Origin of the sequence: Sphingomonas arvum, assembly GCF_026013565.1 — a bacterium.
Taxonomy (GTDB): Bacteria; Pseudomonadota; Alphaproteobacteria; order Sphingomonadales; family Sphingomonadaceae; genus Sphingomicrobium; species Sphingomicrobium arvum.
Genome location: NZ_JAPDOB010000002.1, coordinates 569,629 through 593,083, shown reverse-complemented (window position 1 = coordinate 593,083; position 23,455 = coordinate 569,629). Strand labels below are relative to the sequence as shown.

General features: G+C 66.7%; 20 protein-coding genes and 2 tRNA genes. 13 read left to right on the top strand and 9 right to left on the bottom strand.

The genetic code is table 11. The features are described 5' to 3' along the window. Window positions 1-15: 15 nt before the first annotated feature. The 3 genes from OMW55_RS10410 to OMW55_RS10400 form a co-directional block, all read right to left on the bottom strand. Window positions 16-510, bottom strand: coding sequence for a DUF192 domain-containing protein (locus OMW55_RS10410; protein ID WP_264882953.1), 495 nt, complete (start codon window positions 508-510; stop codon window positions 16-18). Next, window positions 507-1,013 (bottom strand): cold-shock protein, encoded by a 507-nt coding sequence (locus OMW55_RS10405; RefSeq protein WP_264882951.1) that lies wholly within the window; start codon window positions 1,011-1,013, stop codon window positions 507-509. The genes OMW55_RS10410 and OMW55_RS10405 overlap by 4 nt, the downstream gene beginning before the upstream one ends. A 147-nt stretch (window positions 1,014-1,160) precedes the next feature. Then, a complete protein-coding gene (locus OMW55_RS10400; RefSeq protein ID WP_264882950.1) occupies window positions 1,161-1,712 on the bottom strand; it encodes a regulatory protein RecX in 552 nt (183 codons plus the stop codon). A gap of 77 nt (window positions 1,713-1,789) precedes the next feature. Here OMW55_RS10400 and OMW55_RS10395 point away from each other — a divergent pair, with 77 nt between their 5' ends. The 5 genes from OMW55_RS10395 (at window position 1,790) to OMW55_RS10375 (ending at window position 5,109) form a co-directional block, all read left to right on the top strand. Next, window positions 1,790-3,577 (top strand): fatty acyl-AMP ligase, encoded by a 1,788-nt coding sequence (locus tag OMW55_RS10395; RefSeq protein ID WP_407822135.1) that lies wholly within the window; start codon window positions 1,790-1,792, stop codon window positions 3,575-3,577. A 66-nt stretch (window positions 3,578-3,643) separates the two neighbouring features. Continuing rightward, window positions 3,644-3,719 (top strand) — tRNA-Trp (locus OMW55_RS10390). Between the two features lie 219 nt (window positions 3,720-3,938). Beyond that, complete coding sequence (gene secE / locus OMW55_RS10385) at window positions 3,939-4,136, top strand: preprotein translocase subunit SecE (protein ID WP_264882946.1); 198 nt, start codon at window positions 3,939-3,941, stop codon at window positions 4,134-4,136. 25 nt (window positions 4,137-4,161) lie between these two features. Further along, complete coding sequence (gene nusG, locus OMW55_RS10380; RefSeq protein ID WP_264882944.1) at window positions 4,162-4,701, top strand: transcription termination/antitermination protein NusG; 540 nt, start codon at window positions 4,162-4,164, stop codon at window positions 4,699-4,701. Between the two features lie 198 nt (window positions 4,702-4,899). Further along, window positions 4,900-5,109: a hypothetical protein gene (locus tag OMW55_RS10375; protein ID WP_264882942.1), complete on the top strand. Its 210-nt coding sequence runs from the start codon at window positions 4,900-4,902 to the stop codon at window positions 5,107-5,109. 59 nt (window positions 5,110-5,168) lie between these two features. Here OMW55_RS10375 and rplQ read toward each other — a convergent pair whose 3' ends face one another. Together rplQ and OMW55_RS10365 are read right to left on the bottom strand one after the other, a co-directional pair. Then, on the bottom strand, window positions 5,169-5,591 hold the full coding sequence (rplQ, locus tag OMW55_RS10370) for a 50S ribosomal protein L17 (RefSeq protein ID WP_264882940.1): 423 nt from the start codon (window positions 5,589-5,591) through the stop codon (window positions 5,169-5,171). A 196-nt stretch (window positions 5,592-5,787) separates the two neighbouring features. Then, window positions 5,788-6,783: an outer membrane protein gene (locus tag OMW55_RS10365; protein WP_264882938.1), complete on the bottom strand. Its 996-nt coding sequence runs from the start codon at window positions 6,781-6,783 to the stop codon at window positions 5,788-5,790. Between the two features lie 158 nt (window positions 6,784-6,941). On the opposite strand from OMW55_RS10365, the gene pip reads away from it, so the two are divergent. Next, complete coding sequence (pip, locus tag OMW55_RS10360; RefSeq protein ID WP_264882936.1) at window positions 6,942-7,898, top strand: prolyl aminopeptidase; 957 nt, start codon at window positions 6,942-6,944, stop codon at window positions 7,896-7,898. Here the strand turns inward: pip and ligD are convergent. Continuing rightward, the gene (gene ligD / locus OMW55_RS10355; protein ID WP_264882935.1) at window positions 7,895-10,417 is read right to left on the bottom strand and encodes a DNA ligase D; all 2,523 of its coding nucleotides are present in this window, start codon (window positions 10,415-10,417) and stop codon (window positions 7,895-7,897) included. The genes pip and ligD overlap by 4 nt on opposite strands. 279 nt (window positions 10,418-10,696) lie before the next feature. Between ligD and OMW55_RS10350 the strand changes: the two genes are divergently transcribed. The 3 genes from OMW55_RS10350 to OMW55_RS10340 all read left to right on the top strand — a co-directional run bounded on the left by OMW55_RS10350 (window position 10,697) and on the right by OMW55_RS10340 (window position 15,479). Further along, window positions 10,697-12,262 (top strand): M10 family metallopeptidase C-terminal domain-containing protein, encoded by a 1,566-nt coding sequence (locus OMW55_RS10350; RefSeq protein ID WP_264882932.1) that lies wholly within the window; start codon window positions 10,697-10,699, stop codon window positions 12,260-12,262. Window positions 12,263-12,354: 92 nt separating this feature from the next. Then, the gene (locus OMW55_RS10345; RefSeq protein WP_319950667.1) at window positions 12,355-14,106 is read left to right on the top strand and encodes a type I secretion system permease/ATPase; all 1,752 of its coding nucleotides are present in this window, start codon (window positions 12,355-12,357) and stop codon (window positions 14,104-14,106) included. Beyond that, window positions 14,103-15,479, top strand: coding sequence for an HlyD family type I secretion periplasmic adaptor subunit (locus OMW55_RS10340; protein WP_264882931.1), 1,377 nt, complete (start codon window positions 14,103-14,105; stop codon window positions 15,477-15,479). The genes OMW55_RS10345 and OMW55_RS10340 overlap by 4 nt, the downstream gene beginning before the upstream one ends. Before the next feature lie 15 nt (window positions 15,480-15,494). Here the strand turns inward: OMW55_RS10340 and ku are convergent, their stop codons facing one another. Continuing rightward, window positions 15,495-16,409 (bottom strand): non-homologous end joining protein Ku, encoded by a 915-nt coding sequence (ku, locus tag OMW55_RS10335; protein WP_264882930.1) that lies wholly within the window; start codon window positions 16,407-16,409, stop codon window positions 15,495-15,497. Between the two features lie 76 nt (window positions 16,410-16,485). Here ku and OMW55_RS10330 point away from each other — a divergent pair, with 76 nt between their 5' ends. Beyond that, window positions 16,486-16,809, top strand: coding sequence for a hypothetical protein (locus tag OMW55_RS10330; protein WP_264882929.1), 324 nt, complete (start codon window positions 16,486-16,488; stop codon window positions 16,807-16,809). Beyond that, complete coding sequence (locus OMW55_RS10325) at window positions 16,806-18,812, top strand: TonB-dependent receptor (RefSeq protein WP_264882927.1); 2,007 nt, start codon at window positions 16,806-16,808, stop codon at window positions 18,810-18,812. Before OMW55_RS10330 ends, OMW55_RS10325 begins: the two co-directional genes overlap by 4 nt. Before the next feature lie 126 nt (window positions 18,813-18,938). On the opposite strand, the gene OMW55_RS10320 is transcribed toward OMW55_RS10325, so the two are convergent. Next, a tRNA-Gly gene (locus tag OMW55_RS10320) sits at window positions 18,939-19,012 on the bottom strand. Between the two features lie 183 nt (window positions 19,013-19,195). Between OMW55_RS10320 and OMW55_RS10315 the strand changes: the two genes are divergently transcribed. After that, window positions 19,196-20,194, top strand: a complete 999-nt coding sequence (locus OMW55_RS10315; RefSeq protein WP_264882926.1) for an acyltransferase family protein — start codon at window positions 19,196-19,198, stop codon at window positions 20,192-20,194. A gap of 8 nt (window positions 20,195-20,202) precedes the next feature. Here the strand turns inward: OMW55_RS10315 and OMW55_RS10310 are convergent, their stop codons facing one another. Next, a complete protein-coding gene (locus tag OMW55_RS10310) occupies window positions 20,203-21,432 on the bottom strand; it encodes a S1 family peptidase (RefSeq protein WP_264882925.1) in 1,230 nt (409 codons plus the stop codon). 71 nt (window positions 21,433-21,503) lie between these two features. Here OMW55_RS10310 and OMW55_RS10305 point away from each other — a divergent pair, with 71 nt between their 5' ends. After that, window positions 21,504-23,453, top strand: a complete 1,950-nt coding sequence (locus tag OMW55_RS10305) for a response regulator (RefSeq protein ID WP_264882923.1) — start codon at window positions 21,504-21,506, stop codon at window positions 23,451-23,453. Window positions 23,454-23,455 lie beyond the last annotated feature (2 nt).

Here is a 23,455-nt window from a genome sequence, read left to right as displayed (position 1 = left end):
AGCCGTGACCGATTCCTACCAGCTGACCCGGTCGCCCGGCTTGATCCCGAGCTCGGCCGCGCGGCCGCCTGGAATCTCCAGGACCGCGGAGATCGGCTCGAGGCTTGGCACCGGGTCCAGGTTGAGCGGGACGGCGGTTTCGACCCGGGCGATCGAATTGTCCGGGCGGATGAACAGCATGTCGAGGGGAATGTAGGTGTTCTTCATCCAGAAGCTGACCGGTTGCGGCGGGGCGTAGGGAAAGATCATGCCGCGATCGGGCGCCAGGCTCTGGCGGTTCATCAGGCCCTGCTCCTGCTCCTGCGGGCTGCGGGCGACCTCCACGGTAAAGCGATGTAGCTGGCCGGCGGTGGTGCGGACGGTGAGGACCTTCTGCTCAAGCCCGGAGGGGGCGCGTTCCAGCGCCTGCCCCGTGGTGCCCGACTCAGATCCCAGCGCCTGCTGCACGGAGCCCGGCTGACAAGCGGCGACCGACAGCGGCAACAGCAGGGCCGCCGCCGAAAATCTCAACCCACAGGTTGCAGGTCGACGGCAGTGAGACCCTTCTTGCCGTTCGCGATCCGAGCATCCAGCCGCTGGCCCGGTTCCAATTCGCCAAGGCCCGCCCGGCGCACGGTCTCCATGTGCAGGAAGATGTCGTTCGCAGGGTCCCCGGCGCGATTGACAAAGCCGTAGCCTTTTACGCGATTGAACCACTTGACCTCCACCAGCTCGAACGGGCCTGCCTCGTCGAGCAGCGCCTGGCGGTCGGCCCGATCGGCCGGATTGCCAACGGGCTGCACCCGTTGCACCAGCGCCTGGCTCAGATCGATCGACAGCACGCGGCTCGCCTGCAGGCCGCGGTTCTGCCGCACCACTTCCACTTCCACAAGCGCCCCTTCCGGCAGGCTGCGCCTGTTATGCTCCTTGAGCGCTGAAAAATGCAGCAGGATGTCGCCGTCGACATCGTCGGCCACCGCAAAGCCGAAGCCGCGGGTGGCATCGAACCACTTGATCCGGGCAGCAGTTCGCAAGGCAGGAGCGTCGGAGGGTGCCTCCGCCGCCGAGTCGTTTCCCGCTGAGTACGCGCGTTCCGGTTGCACGACGCAACTATAGCATGGTCACCGGGCCGTTAGCAAAACCGTAACGGAACGGTTATGAATCCCAATAAAACGAGCGGGTTACAGGTCTGGCGGAATTCCGGGCTTTGCATCGACGATGGCCCGCGCGAGCGCGAAGTCGTGACCTGCCCTTATCATCGCGGCAAGGGCCTTCTCGCGCTGGACTGGGTCGTGCGGCTCCAGCGCGAACGGCCCAATCCGCCGGCGCGAGGCGTAGCGCAGGGCAGCGTCGGCTGCGCGCTCCTCTGCCACCGCAGCGCCATCGACTGCGTCCTCGTCGGTGACGCCGGCCAGTTTCAGCGCTTGGTGCACCCGGCGCGTGCCGTAACCGCGCGCCGTCAGCGAGCCCGCCTTGGCGACGCCGAAGGCGCGATCGTCGATATAACCGAGCTCGGCCAGACGTTCGACAAGTACGTGGAGGTCGGGCGCCCCCTCCCCCGCCCAGCCGCGCTCCCGCAGCTTGCGATTGAGATAGGCCGCTAGCTTGGCGCGAGTGGTAGCGAAGCGACCAACGTAATGGAGCGCGAGCTCGCGCAGGCGCTCCTCATCGAGCGGCCGCGGCGCCCGGCGGCCCCTTGCCGGCCCATCACTGTCCTCTGTTCCCCGGCCCACGCCTTGTTTGTGCCACACTATGGAGCTTCAAGAAAATGCTAACCATGTGGCGTGGGCGAACCCTGCGGCACCCAGCCATGCGATCAGAACAGGACATAGGCGTGCTCGACCGTCACTCCGCATCGACCCACCTTGCTCCCCCAGGCGCTACCCCGACCCTAGATCCGCTGCCGCGTCGGATTGCCGATTTCGCCACCTTGGGCGAGGCGCTCGATTATGCCGCTGGTGGTCGGCGCGGGCTGAACTTCCACGATGCGCGCGGCAATCTGGCGCAGGCTTATCCTTATGCCGAACTGCGCCGCGACGCGCTGGCGCATGCGCGTCGGTTCATGGCGCTCGGTCTCGCCAAGGGCGACCGGCTGGCGCTTGTGGCGGAGACCGGACCGGAGTTCGCCGCCTGCTTCTTCGGCGCGATCTACGCTGGCTTGTGGCCGGTGCCGCTGCCGCTGCCGACCAGCTTCGGTGGGCGCGAAGCTTATGTCGAACAACTGAAGGTCATGCTGCAGAGCTGCGACCCCAAGCTGTTCCTGTATCCGGCCGAGCTGGAGGATTTCGCGGCTGCCGCAGCTGAGCAGCGCGGCGTCGAGGGCCGCAGCTGGGAAAGCCTTGCCGACGTAGTGCCGGACGAGGCGGCTGCCCTGCCCGCAGCCGACCCGCAGGAGATCGCCTACCTGCAATATAGCAGCGGCTCGACCCGCTTCCCGCATGGCGTGGCCGTGACGCACCATGCCTTGCTCGACAACCTCAAGGCGCATGGCGTGGGCTTGCAGGTGCGCGACAGCGACCGCTGCGTCAGCTGGCTGCCGTGGTACCATGACATGGGGCTGGTCGGCTGCTTGCTGTCACCGCTGTCGCAGCAGATTTCGGTTGATTACATGAAGACGGAGGATTTCGCTCGCCGGCCGCTTGCCTGGCTCGACCTAATCAGCCGCAACCCGGGCACCACCGTCAGCTATTCGCCGACGTTCGGCTACGACATCTGCGCCCGGCGCATCTCGTCGCAGACCCGCGCGTCCGACCGGTTCGACTTGTCGCGCTGGCGGGTGGCGGGCAACGGCGCCGACATGATCCGGCCGGACGTAATGCAGGCGTTCGTGGATGCGTTCGCCGACGCCGGCTTCAAGGCACATGCTTTTTGCCCGAGCTATGGCCTGGCCGAAGCGACGCTGGCAGTCAGCCTGATGCCGCCGGGTGAGGGCATCCGGGTCGAGCTGGTTGAGGAAAGCGAGCTGAGCGGCGCCGGCACCCCCGCGCAGGAACGACCCCGCCGCTACCGGGCGATCGTCAACTGCGGCAAGCCCGTGCAGGGCATGACCATCGAGATCCGCGACGCGGACGGCAGCGTCATGGCCGACCGGCAGATCGGCAAGGTGTGGGTCAAGGGCGCCAGCCTGATGGTCGGCTATTATCGTGACCAGGAATCGACCGACGCCTGCATGAAGGACGGGTGGCTGGACACCGGCGACATGGGCTATCTGTCGAGCGGCTACATCTTCATCGTCGGCCGGGCCAAGGACATGATCATCATCAATGGCCGCAATCACTGGCCGCAGGACATCGAGTGGGCGGTGGAGCAGCTACCCGGCTTCAAGTCCGGAGACATCGCCGCATTCGCAATCACCGGCCCGAGCGGCGAGGAGCAGCCGGCGGTGCTGGTTCACTGCCGGGTATCCGACCCGGAAGAGCGTGGGCGCCTGCGCGACGACATCCGCGAGCGGGTCCGGGCGATTACCGGCATCACGCCGGTCGTGGAGCTGGTCCCGCCGCGCAGCCTGCCGCGCACGAGCTCGGGAAAGCTGTCGCGGACCAAGGCCCGGAACCTGTATCTTTCGGGCGAGATCGTGCCCTTCGACATCGCTGCCTGAGCGCCTTGCGCGCGGACCGCTTCACGGCTACTTCGCGCGCCGGTCCTGCAAGGGTCCGACCGGCCTAGGGGTATAGCTCAGTTGGTAGAGCATCGGTCTCCAAAACCGAGGGTCGTGGGTTCGAGTCCCTCTGCCCCTGCCAGGCCGGAGCGAGCGAAGAAGCGGGAGCTTCTTGATTGGTGCGCCTGGCGGGCGCGAAACGCCGGCCGGCGCGCGAAGTCACGACGGACGTGATGGACGTTACTTCGGTGACGGCCCGCTTGAAGGCAGGCACGGTTGCCGCTACATCGCCTGTCGATCGAGGTCCGGCGGGGATGCCCGCGGACCTCGTTTTTCTATCGCGAAGAGGAAGCAGAGACCCGTGGCCAAGACGTCTCCCGGAGAGTTCGCGCGCCAGGTGCGAACCGAGGCTCGCAAGGTCGTGTGGCCGACCGGCCGAGAGACGTGGATGACCGCCGTCATGGTGTTCATCATGACCAGCCTGCTCGCCCTCTTCTTCTTCGGCGTCGACAGCTTCTTCGCCGCCATCGTCCAGTGGCTGCTCGGCCTGCTCGGCTGACGCCCTCGAACAAGGACCACCACTCATGTCCCGCTGGTACATCATCCACGCCTATTCCGGCTTCGAGAACAAGGTCCGCGAGTCGATCCTGAGCGAGGCCAAGCGACTGGGACTTGAGCAGCTGGTTGAGAACGTCGAGGTTCCGACCGAGAAGGTGACGGAGGTCCGGCGCGGGAAGAAGGTGACCAGCGACCGCAAGTTTTTCCCGGGCTACGTGCTGGCGAAGCTGGGCATGAACGACGACGTCTACCACCTCGTCAAGAATACGCCCAAGGTGACCGGCTTCCTGGGCCCCAACGGCAAGCCGCAGGCCATCAGTGAGGCGGAGGCTGCACGCATCCTCAACACCAAGGAAGAGGCCGCCGCTGCCGCGCCCAAGCAGAAGGTCAGCGTCGATTACGAGATCGGCGACGCCGTGAAGGTGTTGGACGGCCCGTTTGCCAGCTTCAACGGGGTGGTCGAGGAACTCGATTTCGATCGCGGCCGGGTGAAGGTCGGCGTGTCGATTTTTGGCCGTGCGACTCCGGTCGAGCTCGAGTTCGAGCAGGTCGAACTGGTAAAGTAAGGTCTGGGGCTCAGGCGGGCGCGCGACACGCCCTTTCTGACGTTAACGCTTCTTCAACACCTTCCGGGTGCGCGGCTCAAGCCGAGGCTGGGGACTCCACCATCGGCTGCGCTTGCGTTACCTTGGCTGTGCGACTCGGGCCATTGGGGTGGTTCCGCGCCGCACCAGTGCCAAGCACCTCTGGGGGGATGCAGTCGCATGGAAGCTGACGCTCGTTACTACTGGCGCCGTGCCGTCGAGGAACTTGGAGCGGCCCGCCGCTCCCTGACCGCGCAAGCGCGCGAGAGACACCATCATTTCGCACGGCTCTATCTGGAGCGGCTGGGCCACATGGGCGCGCCGATCCCGTTCAGCCAAGCCGACCTCGAAACCGAGATGCTCGGCCTTCCAGGCCGCGCCGCCGCCTGACGCGAAAAAGGCCGCCCCGAATGGAGCGGCCTTCGTGGGATCGAATGGGCTGCCCGTAATCAGGCCGCTTCGTCCAAATCCTCGTCCGTCATCATCGGACCGGAGTCCTGGCCCTTGGCGCTGACGTCCCGGTCGACGAACTCGATGATCGCCATCGGCGCCGCGTCCGACTGACGGATGCCAGCCTTGATCACGCGAGTGTAGCCGCCGTTGCGGCCCGCGTAACGCGCGGCAAGCGTGTCAAACAGCTTCACAAGTTGCGCGTCGTCGAGCAGGCGGGCGTGCGCCAGGCGGCGGTTGGACAGGCCGCCCTTCTTGGCCAGGGTCACCAGCTTCTCGGTATAGGGGCGGAGCTCCTTAGCCTTGGCCAGCGTGGTGGTGATCTGCTCGTGCTTGATGAGGGCAGCGGCCATGTTGCGGAACAGGGCTGCACGGTGGGCCGAGGTGCGCTGAAGCTTACGGCCGCCAACACGATGGCGCATAGGTCTTTCCTTTCGTTCGTCGGGGGACCGTGCGAGGTATCCCCAGCCAGGCAGCAGTAAGGGGCGCTGCCCAAGCCCCAAAGCAAACGGCGAGCCGAAGCCCGCCGATGTGATGCGCTCTCAAGCGGATGCGGGCGCGCGAGTCAAGAAAAAGGGCCGCTCCGTGGAGCGACCCTCTTCCCTTCCGGCTTGAGCCTTAGCCCCGTTCGGGAGCCGGCGGCGGCGGCGGCGGCGGCGGCGGCGGCACCGGGCAGGTGTCAGTCGCCAGGATCACCGAACCATCCGGGCAGGTCTGCGTCGCCGGAGGCGGCGGCGGGGGCGGCGGAGGCGGCGGCGGCGGGGGCGGCGGGGCAGCCGCGGCGCCACCGAAGTTGAAGATGAGCGAGGCCAGCAGCGAGTGGCTGCGGAACTTCTGATCGAAGTCGGTCGACAGCACCGCATTGGTGGTCGCCAGCACCGGCGTGGTGCCAACGACGACGGCATCGGCATTGCCGGCCAGCGGCAGCACCGAGTCACCTGCGAGGTTCACCTTGCCGGTGCGGAAGTAGCGATACTTCACGCCGAGGTCGACGTTCGGGCTGAGGGCGAAGCGAACACCCGCGATGCCCTGGAACGCCCAGGCATTGTCGCGGTCGCCGGCGAAGCTGACGCGCGCCCGGCCGGCACCACCTCCGGCGTAGAAGCTGACGCCGTCCTCGTTGCCGAAGTCGACCAACGCGTTGATCATGCCCGACAGCACCTTGGTACGGCCATCGAGATCGAAGCTTCCGCCGGTTAGCGCAGCGTTGGCGCCGACGGGGTCGCCGGTGCCAGCCGGGCGGTTCAGGCCGGCGTTGAGGCTGGTGATGAAGCCGGTATCGACGTCGAAGTCGTCGAGGTTGGCGCGCTTCCAGCCGAGTTCACCCTCAAGCCGAAACATGCCGAAGTCGTAGCCGGCGACCAAGTCGAGGTCGAGGCCACGCTTGTAGTTCAGGCCGTACGCATTGTTGAAGCTGGTGTCGGCCGGACCGACGAACAGCGGCGTGGTCGCCGGCGTTTGGGTGGTGGTGTAGTCGACGAATACGTCGCCGTTCTGGTCCTTCGGGAAGAGCAGGCCGCCCTCCACTCCGAAGTAGCCACGGCCGTCGCGGGCGGCGGCCGGCGTGGCGATGACGGCCGCGGCGATCGCCGTTGCCAATAGCATGCGCTTCATGGGTTTCCCCTTTCGTTGTTGATACGCGTTACTTGGATGCCCGTCTAAGTCCCGAGCCCATGCTGCGGTTGCGAGCACGGCGTTCCTTCGGGGACAAACTCTCAACCTGTTGCACCTGAGACACAGTGCCTATTGGCGATCGAGGGTAGATTCATTTGATGACCGAACGCCGCACATTGTACCCCTCGATCGAGCCTTTCCGCAACGGCATGCTGGAGGTGGGCGACGGCCACCGGCTTTATTGGGAGCTGTGCGGCAATCCGCATGGCAAGCCGGTGGTGTTTTTGCACGGCGGGCCCGGCGGCGGTGCTAGCTCTAACCATCGTCGCCAATTCGATCCGGAACGCTATCGCATCTTGGTGTTCGACCAGCGAGGCTGCGGCCGCTCCGAGCCGTTCGCCAGCCTTGAAGCGAACACCACCCAGCACCTGGTCGCCGACATCGAGCGCCTGCGGATAGAAGTGATGGGCTGTGAGCGGTGGCAGGTATTCGGCGGCAGCTGGGGTTCGACCCTGGCGCTGGCCTATGCCCAGGCGCACCCTGAGCGAGTCACGGAGCTGGTTTTGCGTGGCATCTTCCTGTTCGATCAGTTCGAGATCGACTGGTTGTACCGGGAAGGCGGCGCGTCCGCGGTCTACCCAGACGGCTGGGAGGAGTTCGTGGCCCTAATCCCAGACGCGGAGCGCGGCAACCTAGTCGAGGTCTATCACCGCCGGCTGACGAGCGACGATCCGGCGGCGCAGTTGGCCGCAGCCAAGGCGTGGAGCCGGTGGGAGGGCGTCACCGTGACGCTGCTGCCCAGCCCGGAGACGCTGGAGGATTTCACGGAAGCCCACAAGGCGATCGCGGTGGCGCGGATTGAGAACCACTACATGCGGCACGGCGGCTGGCTGGAGGAAGGGCAATTGCTGCGCGGGGTGGAGCGGATCCGCCACATTCCCGCGGTGATCGTCCAAGGCCGGCACGACACCTGCACCCCGCCCAGGGCGGCGTGGGCGCTCCACCGCGCGTGGCCGGAAGCGGAGTTGGAGATCGTGCCGGACGGCGGGCACCTGTACAGCGAGCCCGGCGTGCTGGACGGGCTGATCCGGGCGACGGACCGGTTTGCGGGTTAGAGGTCCGGTAGCGCCTGCTTCGCCTGCCCCCAACCCTTCAGCAGGTCGCTGGACGAGCGTTCCAGCAGGGTGGCCGCGTCCCGGATCGAGTAGATGTTGGCGGCAGTGAGGTCGTCCAGTTCCTTCCATGCCACCGGAGCGGCGACCGGCGCGCCTTCGCGAGCGCGGGCGGAATAGGGCATGACGGCCGTGGCGCCGCGTTGGTTGCGGAGCCAGTCGAGGAAGATGCGACCCTTGCGCTGCACCTTGCGGATGTTGGCGGTGAACAGCTCTGGCTCGGCCTCAGCGATGGCGCGGCTGAAGCGTTCGGCGAAGCTCTTCACCGTCGGCCAGTCGCGGGTCTGGTCGAGCGGCGCGACGACGTGGATGCCTTTGCCGCCGGAGAGCAGCGGGAAGGTGGTCAGCCCTAGGTCGCCGAGCAGCGCGCGCAGGCGCAGCGCCGCTTCCTTCACCTTGTCGAAGTCGAGGCCGACGTCGGGGTCGAGATCGAACACCAGCCGGTCGGGGTTCTCCAGCGGGTCGACCCGGCTGCCCCAGCCGTGGAACTCGATCGTGTTCATCTGCACGCATTCGAGCGCGCCGAGCGCTTCCGTCACATACAAATAGTCCTGGGTCTCGCCCTTGTTCTCGATGACCGGGACGTGAAGCACGTGCGGGCCCATCGCGCCGCTGTCGTGTTTCTGAAAAAAGCACTGCTTGCCGCGACCCTGCGGGCAGCGGATCAGGGTCATCGGGCGGTTGGCAAGGTCAATCAGAAGCAGGTCGGCGACCGCGGCATAATAGTTGGCGAGGTCGCCCTTGGTGAGTTCGTCGCCGGGGAAGACGACCCGTTCGGGGCTGGTGAGCTTCAGGCCGTGGCTTTCGTAGGTGGCGAGGGTCGGCTGTTTGGTGGCCTTCTTCAGCGGAGCCGGAGTCTCCCGGACGACTTCCTTGGCGGCCTTGTCGGAGCGCAGGGCGATGAAGCTGGGGTGGCGGAGGACGCCGTCCGTGGTGAACTCGGTGAAAGCGATCTCGGCAACCAGCTTGGGCTGGATCCAGGTGGACCCGCGGCGCATGGCGCGGGGAACGTCCAGCGCCGGTTCGTCGCGCTTCATGGGCGCCATGGTGGCGGACAGCTCCTCGATCATCCTGGTATCGAAGCCGGTGCCGACCTTGCCGACGTAGCGTAGGGCGCCACCTTCATTGACCGCGAGGTGGAGCGAGCGGAAGCCGCGACGCTTGTCACTCGCCTGCCAGCCTACAATCACGAATTCCTGCCGCTGGATGCATTTGATCTTGAGCCAGCACTTTGTCCGCGTGCCGCGGTAGGGCGCGCTGGCCTTCTTGGAGATGATCCCCTCTCCGCCCTCCTTGCAAATGGCGGTGAACAGTTTCTCGCCCTTGCCGACGATGTGGTCGCCGTAGAGCAAGGGCGGCGGCGCGGTCTTGAGCAGGGCGGCAAGGCGCTGCTTGCGCTCCAAATTGCTGAGGCCGGTGATGTCCTCGCCGCGATCGATCAGCAGGTCGAAGGCGTAGTAGGCGAGGTTGAGGTCGGACGGCTTTCCACGCGAGCGCGGTCCGCCCTTCAGGGTGTTCTGCAGCAGCTGGAAGCTGGGTTTGCCGTGCTCGTCCAGCGCCACCGCCTCGCCATCGAGCAGGCAGCTGGGCGGCAGCTTGGCCGCGGCCGCAGTAAGGGGCGCGAAGAAGTCGCTCCAATCCTTGCCGCCGCGGGTCCAGGCCAAGGCAACTCCCTCCCCGACGCTCAGCAGCAGGCGGTAGCCGTCATATTTGTACTCGTGGAGCCAGTCGTTGCCGCTCGGGATCGTGTCGGTCAGCGTGGCGAGCTGCGGTTCCTGGAACGGCGGTGGCGGCGCGGCGACCTTGCGCTTGGTCCGGCCGCCCTTCTTTCCGCCGCGGTTCGACTCCCACACGTCTTCGCCGGCCGCGATCTCGGCCATGGTGCGGTTGGTCGTGACGCTGGTCAGGCAGTCGTCGACCAGCGCCTCGCCCTCATCCGGTTTGGCGAAGTCGTCCGTGACCTTCTTGAGCATCCACGCCTCGCCCTTCTCGCCGGCGCGGGGCTTCATCCGGAACATGACCCACTCGCCCTTCATCCGCTCGCCTTCGAGGGTGAAGTGGAGGTGGCCGTCATCGAGCGTCTTGCGCGGGTCCTTGTCCGGGTGCGGCAGCCAGCGGCCGCGATCCCACAGCATCACCGTGCCGCCGCCATATTCGCCTTTGGGGATGATGCCCTCGAACGTGCCATAGTCGAGCGGGTGATCCTCCGTCCGCATGGCGAGGCGGTTCTGGCCGGGGTCGAGGCTGGGGCCTTTCGGCACGGCCCAGCTTTTCAGCACTCCATCGAGTTCTAAGCGAAAATCCCAGTGAAGCCGGCTGGCATCGTGCTTCTGCACGACAAAGCTGTCGCCCTTGCCCTTTAGCTTGCGGCCTTTCGGCTCGGCCGTCTTCGAGAAGTCGCGCTTGGCGTTATACGAATCAATGTCGAGACCGCCGCGAGCGCGGGCAGGTGCGCGAGCCATCAGCGGCGGTCGGCGTGTGCGACGAATGGAGCGGACCTAGGCCAGCGCAGATACGGTTGTGGCAAGGTCAATGGCTCCGCTCGCTCAAGTCGCGAGCAGCAATGATCCGAACCGGCGAATGGTTCCATTACGTCTGCGCAGCGGTTCAGCCGTTGGTCGAAAAGCCAAGCTAAGTGGTTGACCCATAAAGACGAACTCATCACCCGTCCGCCCCCCTCGCATGGTTAACGCGGGGCTCCGGCCCGTCCGGTCGGGGGTGAAGTCTTGAAGGAGTGCGTAGTGAATCAACAGCGTCTTCTATCCACCGCAGCCGATCTGACCCCTCGTGCCGAGGGCGACCTGCCGACCATAAACGATCTTCGTTACGTCGCCCCGGACCAGACGGGAACGGCGTACAATGGGAAGAAGTATCTGACGCTGGACGGCGCGGTCGACAACCTGACCCGCACCGGCGGCATGTGGCAGGTCCATGGCGACAACACGATCACCTACAGCTTCCTCGATCGTGCGCCGACCGGCCAGTACAACAGCGATCCTTACCTGGTCGGGCTGACCGCGGAGTTCTCGCCGTTCAACGCCGAGCAGCGCGACGCCGCGCGGGCCTCCATCCAGCTGTGGGACGACCTGATCGCGCCCAAGTTCGTGGAGAAGAACGGACGCGGCGCCGACATCCTGTTCATGAACACCGGCGAAGGTGGCCCGGGCCAGGCGGCCGCCTTCATCCCCGACTACAAGGGCAAGTACGGCAAGATCAACGGGGACGTGTACGTCAACGCCGGCCAGGACGATAACTTCGACCTGTACTATGGCGGCTATGGGCAGACCGCACTGACCCACGAGATTGGCCACGCCATCGGCCTTAGCCACACTGGCGACTACAACGCCAGCGACGACAATAACGGTGACGGCAAGCCGGACCCGATCACCTATGCCAACGACGCCGAGTTCTTCCAGGACACTTATCAGTATTCGATCATGTCCTACTTCAGCCACGCGAACTCGGGCGCGACGGGCTATGTGAACTGGGCGACCGGTGGTTACTACCAGACGCCGCAGACGCCGATGATCCACGACATTGCAGCGGTTCAGGAAGTGTACGGCGCCGACCTGACCACCCGCACGGGCGATACGACGTACGGCTTCAATGCCAGTGCCAGCCTCAAGGGCGGCGTGTACGATTTCTCGCTTAACCAGAACCCGTTCCTCAGCATCTACGACGCCGGTGGCAACAACGACACGCTGGACCTCAGCGGCTTCGTGGCACCGACGGTGCTGGACCTGCGGCCGGGTGCGTTCAGCACCGGCTACACCTACGGTGATGCGGCGCAGCTCAACGAGGTTTGGGGCACCGACTTCGACCAGGCGTTCTGGAACGCCATCTACGATGGTCGGACCAGCAATCCAGGCTTCCTGAGCGAAAACATCGGGATCGCGTACAACACGATCATCGAGAACGGTGTGACCGGCGCTGGCGACGATGTCCTTCAGGGCAACAATGTCGCCAACAAGCTGAACGGCGGTGCCGGCAACGACACCTACACCGGTGGCTTGGGCAACGACATCTTCATCATCGCGAATGCTGGTGGCACCGACAAGATCACCGACTTCGTTCGTGGCCAGGACAAGCTGGACTTCACGGCGTTTGACCCAAGCTCGGCCAAGGGCGATCAGGCGATGACCTTCATCGGCGACGCGGCGTTCGGCAAGCACGCCGGCGAGGTCCGGACCTATGTCGATGGCACCGGCATGAATATCGTCGCCGGCGACCTGGACGGCGACGGAGTGGCCGATTTCGTCGTCAACCTGGGCCAGGTCCATCTTACAAGTTCCGACATTCTCCTTTAAGTAGAAATGGCTTAAGAGAGACGCCCCCGCGGTTGCGCGGGGGCGTTTCGCTGTCTGGGGGTTAGACAGCGCTCATCGGAGAACGATCCATCGTGCGAATCCCGACGGTCAGCGGCAACGAGCGGATCATGGCCGCGCTTCGGGCGTGCCGCCGCCATTTCACCTACGCCCTGCTATTCAGCGCGCTGGTGAACCTGCTGTTCATCGCCCCCATGCTGTACATGCTGCAGGTCTACGACCGGGTAATCCCGACGCTGGGCGGAGCGACACTGCTGTTGCTGACGGTAGTGCTGGCCTTCGCCTTGATGACGTTCGCCGGGCTGGACGCCATCCGTACCCGCCTGCTGGTGCGCGCCGGCATCCGGCTGAACCGGATTCTGGCACCTGAAGTAATCGACGCCACGCTGGTCCGCCCTGACGGCGCGACTCGCCGCTTGTCGCGGCAGGCGGTGCGCGAATTCGACACGCTGCGGCAGGCGCTGACTGGACCGGCGGTCCTGGCCGCGCTCGATGCGCCGTGGGTCCCGATTTACATCCTGATCGGTTTTCTCATTCATCCGTGGATCGGCGTGTTGTGCATCGTCGGCGCGGGCCTCAGCCTGTTCCTCGCATGGCGCAACGAGGTGGCCACCCGGGCTCGGATGGAGCGCGCCAACGCCGCCGCCGGCCGCAGCTATGCCGAGTTCGACTCTACCGTCGCGTCGTCCGACGTGGTCCGTGCACTCGGGATGCGCGAAGCAGTGGTGCGCGGGCACCTGGCTGACCGGGACGAGATGCTGCGGCTGCAGACGGACGCCAGCCTGGCGGGCGGCGGGCTGACCGCCTTGTCGCGCTTCACCCGGCAGCTGATCCAGTCACTGGCACTAGGCCTCGGCGCCCTACTGGCGATCGACGGCAAGATCAGCCCCGGCTCCGTCTTCGCCTCAATGTTCATCATCGGTCGCGCACTGCAGCCGATCGATCAGCTGGTGGGCAGCTGGAAGACCATTATTCAGGCGCGCACTGCCTATGCCGCCCTCAATGACCTACTCAACGAGCGGCCGCCTGAGATTGCGCTGACCCGCCTGCCAGCGCCGGAAGGCCGGCTGGAGGTGCAGGGCCTGACGGTGACCGACCCCAACCAGCGCCCGATTCTGCTCAACGTCGGCTTTGACGTGCCGTCGGGCCAGGTGGTCGCGATCGTCGGCCCGAGTGGCGCGGGCAAGTCGACCTTGGTGCGGACGTTGGCCGGGGCCATGCTGCCCGCTGCCGGCATCATCCGCTTCGACGGGGCGGACCAGCGCAATTGGAGCCCGGAGCGGTTGGCGGAGCATGTCGGCTTCATGCCGCAGGACTCGGCGCTGTTTGCCGGCTCGATCCGCGACAACATTTCCCGCTTCCGCGGCCGGCTCGGCGATGCGTCCGACGCAATCGACGCCGACGTGATCGCCGCGGCCAGGCTGGCCGGCGCGCACGAGATGATCCTGCGGCTGCCGCAGGGCTACGACACCCAGTTGGGTCTTGGCGGCCGCGGGCTGTCGGCCGGGCAGGCGCAGCGGGTGGCGCTGGCCCGCGCGCTGTTCCGCGATCCGCGCTACCTGATCCTGGACGAGCCGAACTCGAGCCTGGATGCGGAAGGCGAGCAGCAACTAACTGAGACGTTGCGGGCCGCTAAGAACCGTGGCGCGACCATTCTGGTGGTGGCGCACCGGATGAGCATCCTTGAAGTGGTTGATACGCTGATGGTGATCCGCGACGGGCGGGTGGCGACGGTCGGGCCCCGCGACGAGGTGCTGAAGCAATTGGCGGCCGGCGCGCCCGAGCGCCGCCGGGTTCCCGCCCGAACGACGGAAGCGACGTCATGAACGAACACAGCCTCGCCCTGGCACCGGGTCAGATGCCATTTCTCCCCGGCCCGCAGCAGGCCGGCGGCAACGATGATCCTTCCGTCGATATCCGCATCGGCGCAATGGTCGCTGCCTTGTTCTTCGTGCTGTTCTTGGGATGGGCGGCGTTCGCCCGCCTCGACGCGGCCGCCAATGCCCCGGGACGTCTGGTTGTTACCGGCCAGCGCCAGACCGTGCAGCATCGCGACGGCGGCGTGGTCGGCGCCATCCTGGTCCGCGAAGGTCAGAAAGTGCAGAAGAACCAGGTACTGATCCGCCTTGCCGCCGCCGACGTGCGGGCGCAGGAGCGGGCGCTGACTGCGCAGGCGATCACTCTCCTCGCGCAGCGGGCGCGGGCGATGGCCGAGCAGCAGCGGTCAGCCACCATCGTCACCCCGCGCGAATTCGCCTCGCTGTCGCCCGAGGACCAGCCGGCGGCGCGCGAAGCGCTGCGTATTCAGAACGAGCAGCTGCGCCAGCGTCTGGCGGTGCTGTCTGCCCAGCGCGGCACCTTTGGCCAGCGTGGCAGCCAGGCGGCGAACCAGGGCACCGGTTATCGCAGCCAGATCGCCGCCATCGATGAACAGGTGCGATTGCTGGACGAAGAGCTGAACAGCCTTCGCTCCGTCGCGGAGAAGGGCTTCGTGGCCAAGAACCGGCTGCGTGCGCTGGAGCGGGCCCGGGCCGAGCTGATCGGACAAAAGGGCCAGTATACCGCCACTGTCGCATCCTCACGCGACTTGGGCGGCGAAGCCCGGCTGCAGTCGCTGGAAGCGCAGAGCTCCTACCTCGAGCGGGCTGCGACCGAGCTGCGCGACATCGAGGCATCGCTGAATGAGGTGCTGCCGAAACTGAACGCGGCCCGCGACCAGCTGGCGCGGACCGAGATCCGCTCGCCGGCGACTGGCACGGTGGTTGGCCTACAGGTGTTCACACCCGGCGGTGTGATCGCGGCGGGGCAGAAGCTGATGGATGTGGTACCGGACCGGACGCCGCTGACCATCGAGGCCAAGGTGTCGCCTAACGATGCCGACGACCTCAATCCGGGGCAGCTGGCCTATGTCAGGTTCGATGCGATGCACGAGCGTTCACTGCGGCCGCTCGAAGGGCATGTCACCCGGGTATCGGCCGACAGCTTCACGGACGAGCGGACGGGCGAGAGCTTCTTCACCGCGACGGTCGACGTGCCGCAAAGCGAGCTCAGCGAACTCAAGGCCGTGCGCGGCAAGGATTTCGAGCTGCGCGCGGGCATGCCCGTGTCAGTGCAGATTCCGCTCCGCAAGCGCACGGCGCTACAATACATGATCGAGCCGCTGACAGCCCCGTTCCGCCGGTCGCTGACGGAGCACTAGGAGCGGGGGGCCGGCCTAGCGCTTGCGCCCGGCCGCCGCGGTCTTCTTCGCTGTGGCGTCAGCCTTCTTGGCGGCGGCAGGCTTGCGGGCGGCGGGCCTCTTCGCTGCCGGCTTGGCCGCAGTGCCGTTGTTGTCGTTGCCGGCATCGTCGCCCAGGCTCTTCTTGAGCGCGGCCATGAGGTCGATGACGTTGCTCTTCGCCGGCTTGTCGTCGCCGGGGTCCTGGATAACCAGTTCGCCCTTGCTCTTGCGCTTCTCCTCGATGAGGCCTTTCAGCGCATCGACGTAGCGGTTGTGGAACTCCTGTGGCTCGAACTTTCCGCTCTTCTTCTCGATGAGGGTGCCGGCGAGGTCGAGCAGATCTGCATCGGGCTCCGCATCCTCGATCTCGCGGAAGTAGCTCGCCGCCTTGTTGACCTCGTCCGAGTAGCGCAGCGTTTCGAGCAGCATGCCACGACCGCAGGGCTTGAGGGCGACGACATACTCCTGGCCGCGCATGGCGAGCTGGCCGATACCGATCTTGCGCGCGGCCCGGAGCGCGTCACGGACGACGATATACGCTTCCTCGGCGAGGTCGTCGGCCGGGACCACGAAGTAGGGCTTGTCGTAGTAGATGGCGTCGACTTCGGCCATGTCGACGAACTGGACGAGGTCGAGCGTCTTGCGGCTCTCCAGCTTCACGCTCTCGATTTCCTCGGGTTCGAGCAGGACGTACTCGCCCTTGGTAACCTCGAAGCCCTTGACGATGTCGTCCGTATTCACCGGCCCTATGCCGGGCACCACCTTCTCATATTTGATCCGTTTGCCACTCGGTTCATGGATTTGGTGAAAGGCGATGGCCGCGCCGGACTTCGTCGCCGGATAGATTTCGACCGGGATCGATACCAGCGCCAACTTGATCTGTCCGCGCCACGCGGGACGTGCGGCCATCGGGGGCTCCTGCTCGTTACGATGCTGGAGCGATTCAATCCTTTGGCGCGAGAGTCGTTCCGACTAGAGGGAGGTCATGGTGAACCCGGCAATCAACGCAGCGCTGATCGCATCGGCGGCCAACAGCCAGACTGCGCAGCAGGCGGTGCTGCAGAAGCTGAAGAAAGCTGAAGCGTACGAGCCGAGTACGGCCATGAGCCTGGACCTGGACGGCGCGGAAGCATCGGCGCTGACCGAGCTGGTCGGCCTGGCGATCGTACGGCCGTTAGGCTCGGGACGCTATTATCTCGATCGTGAGCGGCAAAAGGAGCGGGCGGCGCAGCAGGGCTGGGTCGCCCTGGTGATCATGCTGGGCGTGGCGAGCGCCATGGCCTCGGTCATCGCGCTCACCGCACTTTGATCGACCTGCCCCCGCCGTCCTCGCCGGCGGCAACCGAGATCGTCGTGACGGGACGCGCGCTTGGCACCAGCGCGGGCGAGCGCCTGCTCCGGCCGATGGTGATCGACGCGCGTGAGCTGGCCGAGACGCCGGCGACCGGGCTGGACCAACTGTTGACAGGCCTCGCGGGCGTGCAGCTGTTCCGCCGCTCGGACGCACGATCGGCCAATCCGACAAGCCAGGGCGTGACCCTGCGGGCGCTCGGCGGCAACGCGGCTAGCCGAACACTGCTGGTTTTGGACGGCGTGCCGCAGGTTGATCCGTTCGGCGGCTGGGTGCCGTGGCCGGCCTACGATCCGGCGGGCCTCGCGGAGGTCCGGGTGACCCGCGGCGGCGGTAGCGTGACAGCGGGGCCGGGTGCCCTGGCCGGGGTGGTCGAGCTGACTAGCCGTGCCGATCTTGGCCTGCGGGGTGAAGCAGAAGCGGGTAGCCGCGAGTCGTTCAACGCTGCGGTGGGTGCCGGCATGAAGACAGGAGGCGGGCTGTTGACCGTTTCGGCCCAGGCGGCGCGTGGCGATGGTTTCATGCCGGTAGTGGCGGAAGATCGCGGACCGGCCGACCGCCGCGCACCCTACCGCAACGCCGCCGCACGGCTGCGTTGGGTGGCGCCGGTCGGCGGGGAGGCGGAGCTTCAGGCCGGCTTGTCGGCCTTCACCGACCACCGCACCCGCGGGTTGGCGTTTACCGGCAACAAGGCGGACGGCGCCGATGCGTCGCTTCGCCTGGTCGGAAGAGGTGCCCTGCCCTTTGCGCTGCTCGCCTACGGCCAGTGGCGCGGGTTCGAGAACAGCTCGGCCAGTGTGACCGCCGGGCGCACTGAAGCGCGGCGTAGCGCCCTGCAATATGACGTGCCGTCGCGCGCCTTTGGGAGCAGCGCCGAGTTGCGCCCATTGGTAGCGAGCGGTGTAGAGCTGCGGATCGGTGGCGATATGCGCGCCATGCGTGGCTTCTCCAACGAATTCGGCAGCTATGCTTCGGGTGCACCGACCCGCGACCGGCGCTCGGGCGGACGCAGTGGCCAGGCCGGGCTGTTCGTCGAAGCGACCCGCACCGAAGGTCCCCTGGTACTGAGCGTCGCCGCGCGGCTCGACCGTTGGTGGATCGGCAACGGCGTCTACGCCGAGCGGAACCTGCTGAGCGGAGCCGCGCTGCAGGACCTGCGCTACCCGGCGCGCCACGGTTGGCGGCCGACGGGGCGGGCCGGCGCGGCCTTGGACCTGACCGGCGGCTGGTCGGTCAGCGGGGCGGCTTATCTTGGCTGGCGCCTGCCTACGCTCAACGAGCTGTTCCGTCCCTTTCGGGCCGGCAGCGACGCTACGGCCGCCAACCCGTTGCTCAAGCCCGAGCGGCTGCGCGGGGCCGAGGCGACCCTCGCGTGGGCCACTGGACCCTGGTCGCTGTCGGCGACTGCCTTTGCCAATCGGCTGATCGATCCGGTCGTCAACGTGACGTTGGCGAGCGGTCCTGGCAGCTTCGCGCAAATTGGCTTCGTCGGGGCGGGCGGCAGCTATCGGCAGCGCCAGAATCTGGACGCGGTCACTAGCCGCGGCCTAGAGCTGGCGAGCGAGTGGCGCCGAGGGCCGTGGCGGGCGCGGTTGTCGGCGAGCCTCGCCGCCGCCGAGGTCAGCGCCTCGCGGGCAGCGGCGGCATTGGACGGCCTTCGCCCGGCGCAGACCCCGCGCACTTCGGTCGGAGGCTCGCTTGGGTGGAGCCAGGACGGCACCTTCGGGAACTTGTCGGTGCGGAGTACCGGGGCGCAGTTCGAGGACGATCTCAACAGCCTTCGCCTCGCAGGAGGAACCCAGGTGGACCTCGCCGCCGGATTGCCGCTGAGCTCGCGCCTCCAGCTGACGACACGGGTCGAGAACCTGCTCGACGCGAACATCCTGGCAGCGACCAGTTCGGATGGCGTGCGTGAGCGGATCACCCCCCGCACGTTGTGGGTTGGGCTGCGGCTGCGTTAGCTCGGAGGACGGCACCCGTGGGCGACCTACCCTAGCAAGCATTTTGACTCGCGCGGGCTAAGCCGGTTCGGCACAGCGGGACCGCGCTCCAGCCTGCGACCTGCTCCTGGCAGGTCGCTACTCGGCTGGAGCGGGTGAAGGGAATCGAACCCTCGTCGTAAGCTTGGAAGGCTTCTGCTCTACCATTGAGCTACACCCGCTCGCGCCCGACATCGTGCAATTTCCTCTTGGAGGAGGCTTTTCCGATCTCTCGATGTCGGGCGAGCCAACATCGAAATGGGCGTCGCGGGTGTTAGCTGCCGCCCACAGCGGGCGCAAGCGGTTGAACGTTTGGACGAACCCGACCACGGTCGGCGCATGTCGCTCCTCCCCGCCATAGCTGCATGATCCGCCCGTTGACGTCGCTGCGCTTCGTCGCGGCCCTATTGGTCGTCGCGCATCATTTTTTCGGCTTCCGAGCCGGCTACGCGGGGGTGTCGTTCTTCTTCGTCCTGTCCGGTTACGTGCTGACCATCAACTATGCGGGCAAGATCGGGACCGCCGAGCAGCGGCGGCAGTTCTGGTGGAAACGCTTCGCCCGCATCTACCCCCTCCACCTCCTGACCTTCGTGCTGGCGCTGCCGCTGGGCGTCGACCTGGTTGCCCTCCCGTTCAACCTCACCTTGCTCCAGAGCTTCGTTCCGCTCGGCCCGGTCTACTTCAGCTTCAATGCGCCGAGCTGGTCGATCAGCGACGAGGCGATGTTCTACGCCGTGTTCCCGCTCTTGCTCGCCTGGCTCCGCCCGCGCCCGCTGCGGCGCCTGGCATGGTGGGCGGCCACGTTCGCGACCGTTGCGGTGGGCGCCGCGGTCCTGAGCCCGCAGCCGCTGGCCGGCGAGCCGACGCATTGGTTGTTCTACATCCTGCCGCCAGCGCGGCTGATCGAATTCGCCTTCGGGATCGGCCTGGGCTTGCTGCCGGCCGCCCGATCGGCGGGCTGGCGTGAGGAGGCGATGGCGCTTGCACTCGCCGCTGCCGGGCTCGCGCTGGTCTATGCCGACCTGCCCGGCTCGCTCGCTTCCGCCATGATCTTCTGGCCTGGCGCAGTCGCGCTGGTGCGGACGTTCGCCACCAGCCGAGGTCCCCTCGCCCGCCTTCTGTCACAAGGCTGGGCCGTCCTTTTGGGTGAGGCCAGCTTCGCCTTGTACATGGTGCACTTTCCGCTGCTTCGATTGGAGCTGGCGCCGCCCCTGCCAACCGCGCTCGGCGCCGTGGCACTTTCGATCGCATTGCACCGGTACTTCGAGAAGCCGGTCCAGCGCCGGCTGCTCGAATTGTGGAGCGGCAGGGGCAATCCCAACGGCAGGTGGAGGTTCGGCAGGAACTCGGCGCAGGACTTGTAGCGCGGCCGTTAGCCTGCGTCGGTGGCAAGCGGTTCTGGCGCCGAGCGAACATCCGTGCCGGTGCGGACCACACGCCATTGCTCGGGCAAATAGTCTAGGCTCATGTAGTAGTAGAAGGCGCAGCCGTCGTTCTCGACAAAGGCGCCGCCCTTGAGCAGGCCGAGCGCAGTGGTGCCGATGAACACGGGGGCGCCGCTGTCCCCGCGGCGACAAGTGGGTCCCTTCACCGTCACCCAGCTCGCCGAACACAAGCCGCCGCACAGCTCACCAGGTGGGGCGAAATCGGTCAGTTCAATTTCCGAACAGCTCGCACCCGAAGCTTCGCCACGCTTGCACACCCAGTCGCCCGACCGGGTCATGGGGCGGGTCAGCCAGCCGGTGACGGGACGAGCAACCGCGCGGGCCGTGTCGGCGAAGAACAGGGCCGGGCCGCTTCCTGCTCCCGCCATTACCTGCACATCGCGGGCGCCCGCGCCCCAGCTGCCAACCATGGTCAGCAGCCGCTCCTCGCCGTCGGGACCACGATAGCTCAGTCCGTCTGGGCAGTGGGCGGCGGTGGTGATGCCGCGGTTGTTGCCGGCGGTTACGACGAAGCCCGTGGTGCAGATCCAGTTATGACCGCCCGACGCGCCAACCACCCGGCCCCCGCCGGTCGCCGTTGCATTGTCGAAGTTAGCGGAGATCAGGCGCAGCCGGACGGGGACGCCGGCCACCCCCGTCAGCTCGGCCTCGACCTCGGCGGTCGGTCGAACTGCCGCGCTCGCCCGTTGGAACACCAGCAGGGCGCCGGCCCGCGGATCGGCGCCCATGCCGCGGAGCCCGGGCACCAGGGCGGCGAGCTGCTGCCGGTGCGCGTCGATCGCTGTCAGCACCGCGGTGCGGGTCGCCGCACCACCGCCGCGGATCTGGACGGGAACCCGCAGGTCGGCGCTGCCGAGCAGCAGGTCCTGCGTCGGCACCTCTCCGGCCAGCAGCACTACGAGCCGCCAGTCGGGGGTGTGTTCGATGAAGAGGCCGGCGAGGCGACCGGCATACTGGACGCGGAGCCGGTCGGCGATCCCGACGCTGGCGAGCTGCAGGCGGAGGCGATGCAGGGCTTCGGCCTGAGGGACGCCGTGCGCGGCAGCATAGGCAGCGGCGTCGGTAGCCAGCGCTTCGCTCGAGCCTTGGACAGCGGGATCGGCCGCCAGGGCAGGCGTGGCCAGAAAGATGCTTAACAGGAGCAATAAGCGTCGCATGGCTCTTCCTACCACGACCCACCTGAACCTAGGGGTAGCGCCGGCTTGCGCGCGAGCCTAGAGTCGGGTGCATGACGCCTGAAGAGAGAGGCTTCGACTGGCGCCGCGGGGGGGCGGCGGCCGGTGCTCTCATCGCAACCCTCGTGCTGCTCGGCATGGTGCTGCTCGTCACGCTGGCGAGCCAGGCCCGCGACACGGCGCTGGAGCGGGAGCGGCATTCCTACGACGTAACCCTGCTGGTGCGCTCGCTGGACGCGACCCTGTCGCGGTCCGAAGCGGCGCTTGGCCGCTTCGTGCTGGACGAGGACACGGGCAAGGAAGGCAGCGGCGCCATTTACGCCGACCAGTGGCGACTGGCGAGCTACCAGCTGCGGCAATTGAAGAAACTCGTTCAGCGCGACCCGCAGCAGCGCGCGCGGGTCGCGGAGCTGGAGCGACTGTACAATGAGCGCGGGCTGGAGCTGGGCGCCGCGGCACAGGCCGCCATGGCCAAGCAGGGCCAGGGCGGCGTGCCGCTCTATTACGCGGCGAGCCGGACCGACACCGGCCCAGACCTCAGCAGCCAGCTCACGCAGATTGCCTCGGCCGAGCGGCGGCTGCTGCGCGCTTCGATGCGCCAAACGCGGTTCTTCTCCGGGCGCGCGGACCGTCTGACCGACTACCTGTCCTGGCTGGGCGTGATCGTCGGGCTGATGGCGCTCGGGCTCGGCTTCATCGCCGTGCAGATCTGGCGACAGAACGTTCAGGCACGCAGAGAGGCGGAGACGCTGGAGCAGGCGGTGGCGCTGCGCACCGTAGAGCTGAGCGAAGCCTATGAAGCGCTGAAAGAGGAAGCCTACGAGCGTGCGGCGGCCGAAGCGCAATTGAGGCAGGCGCAGAAGATGGAGGCCGTAGGGCAGCTGACCGGCGGTATCGCGCACGACTTCAACAACATGCTTGCGGTGGTGGTCGGCGGATTGGATCTCGCGCAGCGGCGGCTGAACGGACCACGGCAGGAGGTGCTGTTGCACCTCAACAATGCGATGGAGGGCGCGACCCGCGCCGCCGCGCTCACCCGCCGCCTGCTTTCCTTCGCCCGATCCGAGCCGCTGCTTCCGGCGCGTGTCGCCCCGGGCGAGCTCGTCGCGGGCATGTCCGAACTGCTGGATCGAACAATCGGCGAAAGGATCCGCATCCGCGTCGACACCGCGACCGACGCATGGGCGGTGTTCGTCGATCCGCACCAGCTGGAAAATGCGATTCTCAATCTGGCGGTAAATGCCCGGGACGCGATGGAGGGCGTTGGCGAGCTGGTGATCCGGACGCAGAATGTGACGCTGGCGCCCGGCGAAGTGGGAGATGTGCGCGGTGGGGAATACGTAAGGGTTTGCGTCAGTGACACTGGTTGCGGCATGCCGCAAGAGGTCATGGACCGCGCGTTCGAGCCATTCTTCACCACGAAAGAAGTTGGCAAGGGTACGGGACTAGGATTGTCGCAGATCTTTGGCTTTGCCCGTCAGTCGGGCGGTGAAGTCGGGATCGACAGCACAGTAGGCGTAGGCACGACCGTTTCCATCTACCTGCCACGGGCACAGGCGGAAACGGCAGAGGTGAGGATGCACCCTGTGATGAGCCAGCGCGAACAGGCCGAACCGAGTGTACCCGGAGCTCGCATCCTGGTGGTCGAGGACGACCCCCGGGTTCGCGCTGCCACTGTGGGCGCCCTTGAAGACCTCGACTATCATCCGGTCGCCTGCGAATCTGGTGCCGACGCGATCCGGTTGTTCGAACGGCAAGACTTCGACCTTGTCATCTCCGACGTGATCATGCCGGAAATGACCGGCCCGGAGATGGTGCGTGAGCTGAAAGCCAAGCACCCGGACACCGCCATCCTGTTCGTCACCGGCTACGTCGGCGAGGGCGAAGGTGACGACCTGATCGGCTACGAGTTGCTGCGCAAGCCGTTCACCGTCAGCGCCCTGGCCCACGCGGTCGCGACAGCCCTGCACCGCGACAGCGGCGAGCAGGGTCAGGCCGCCTAGGC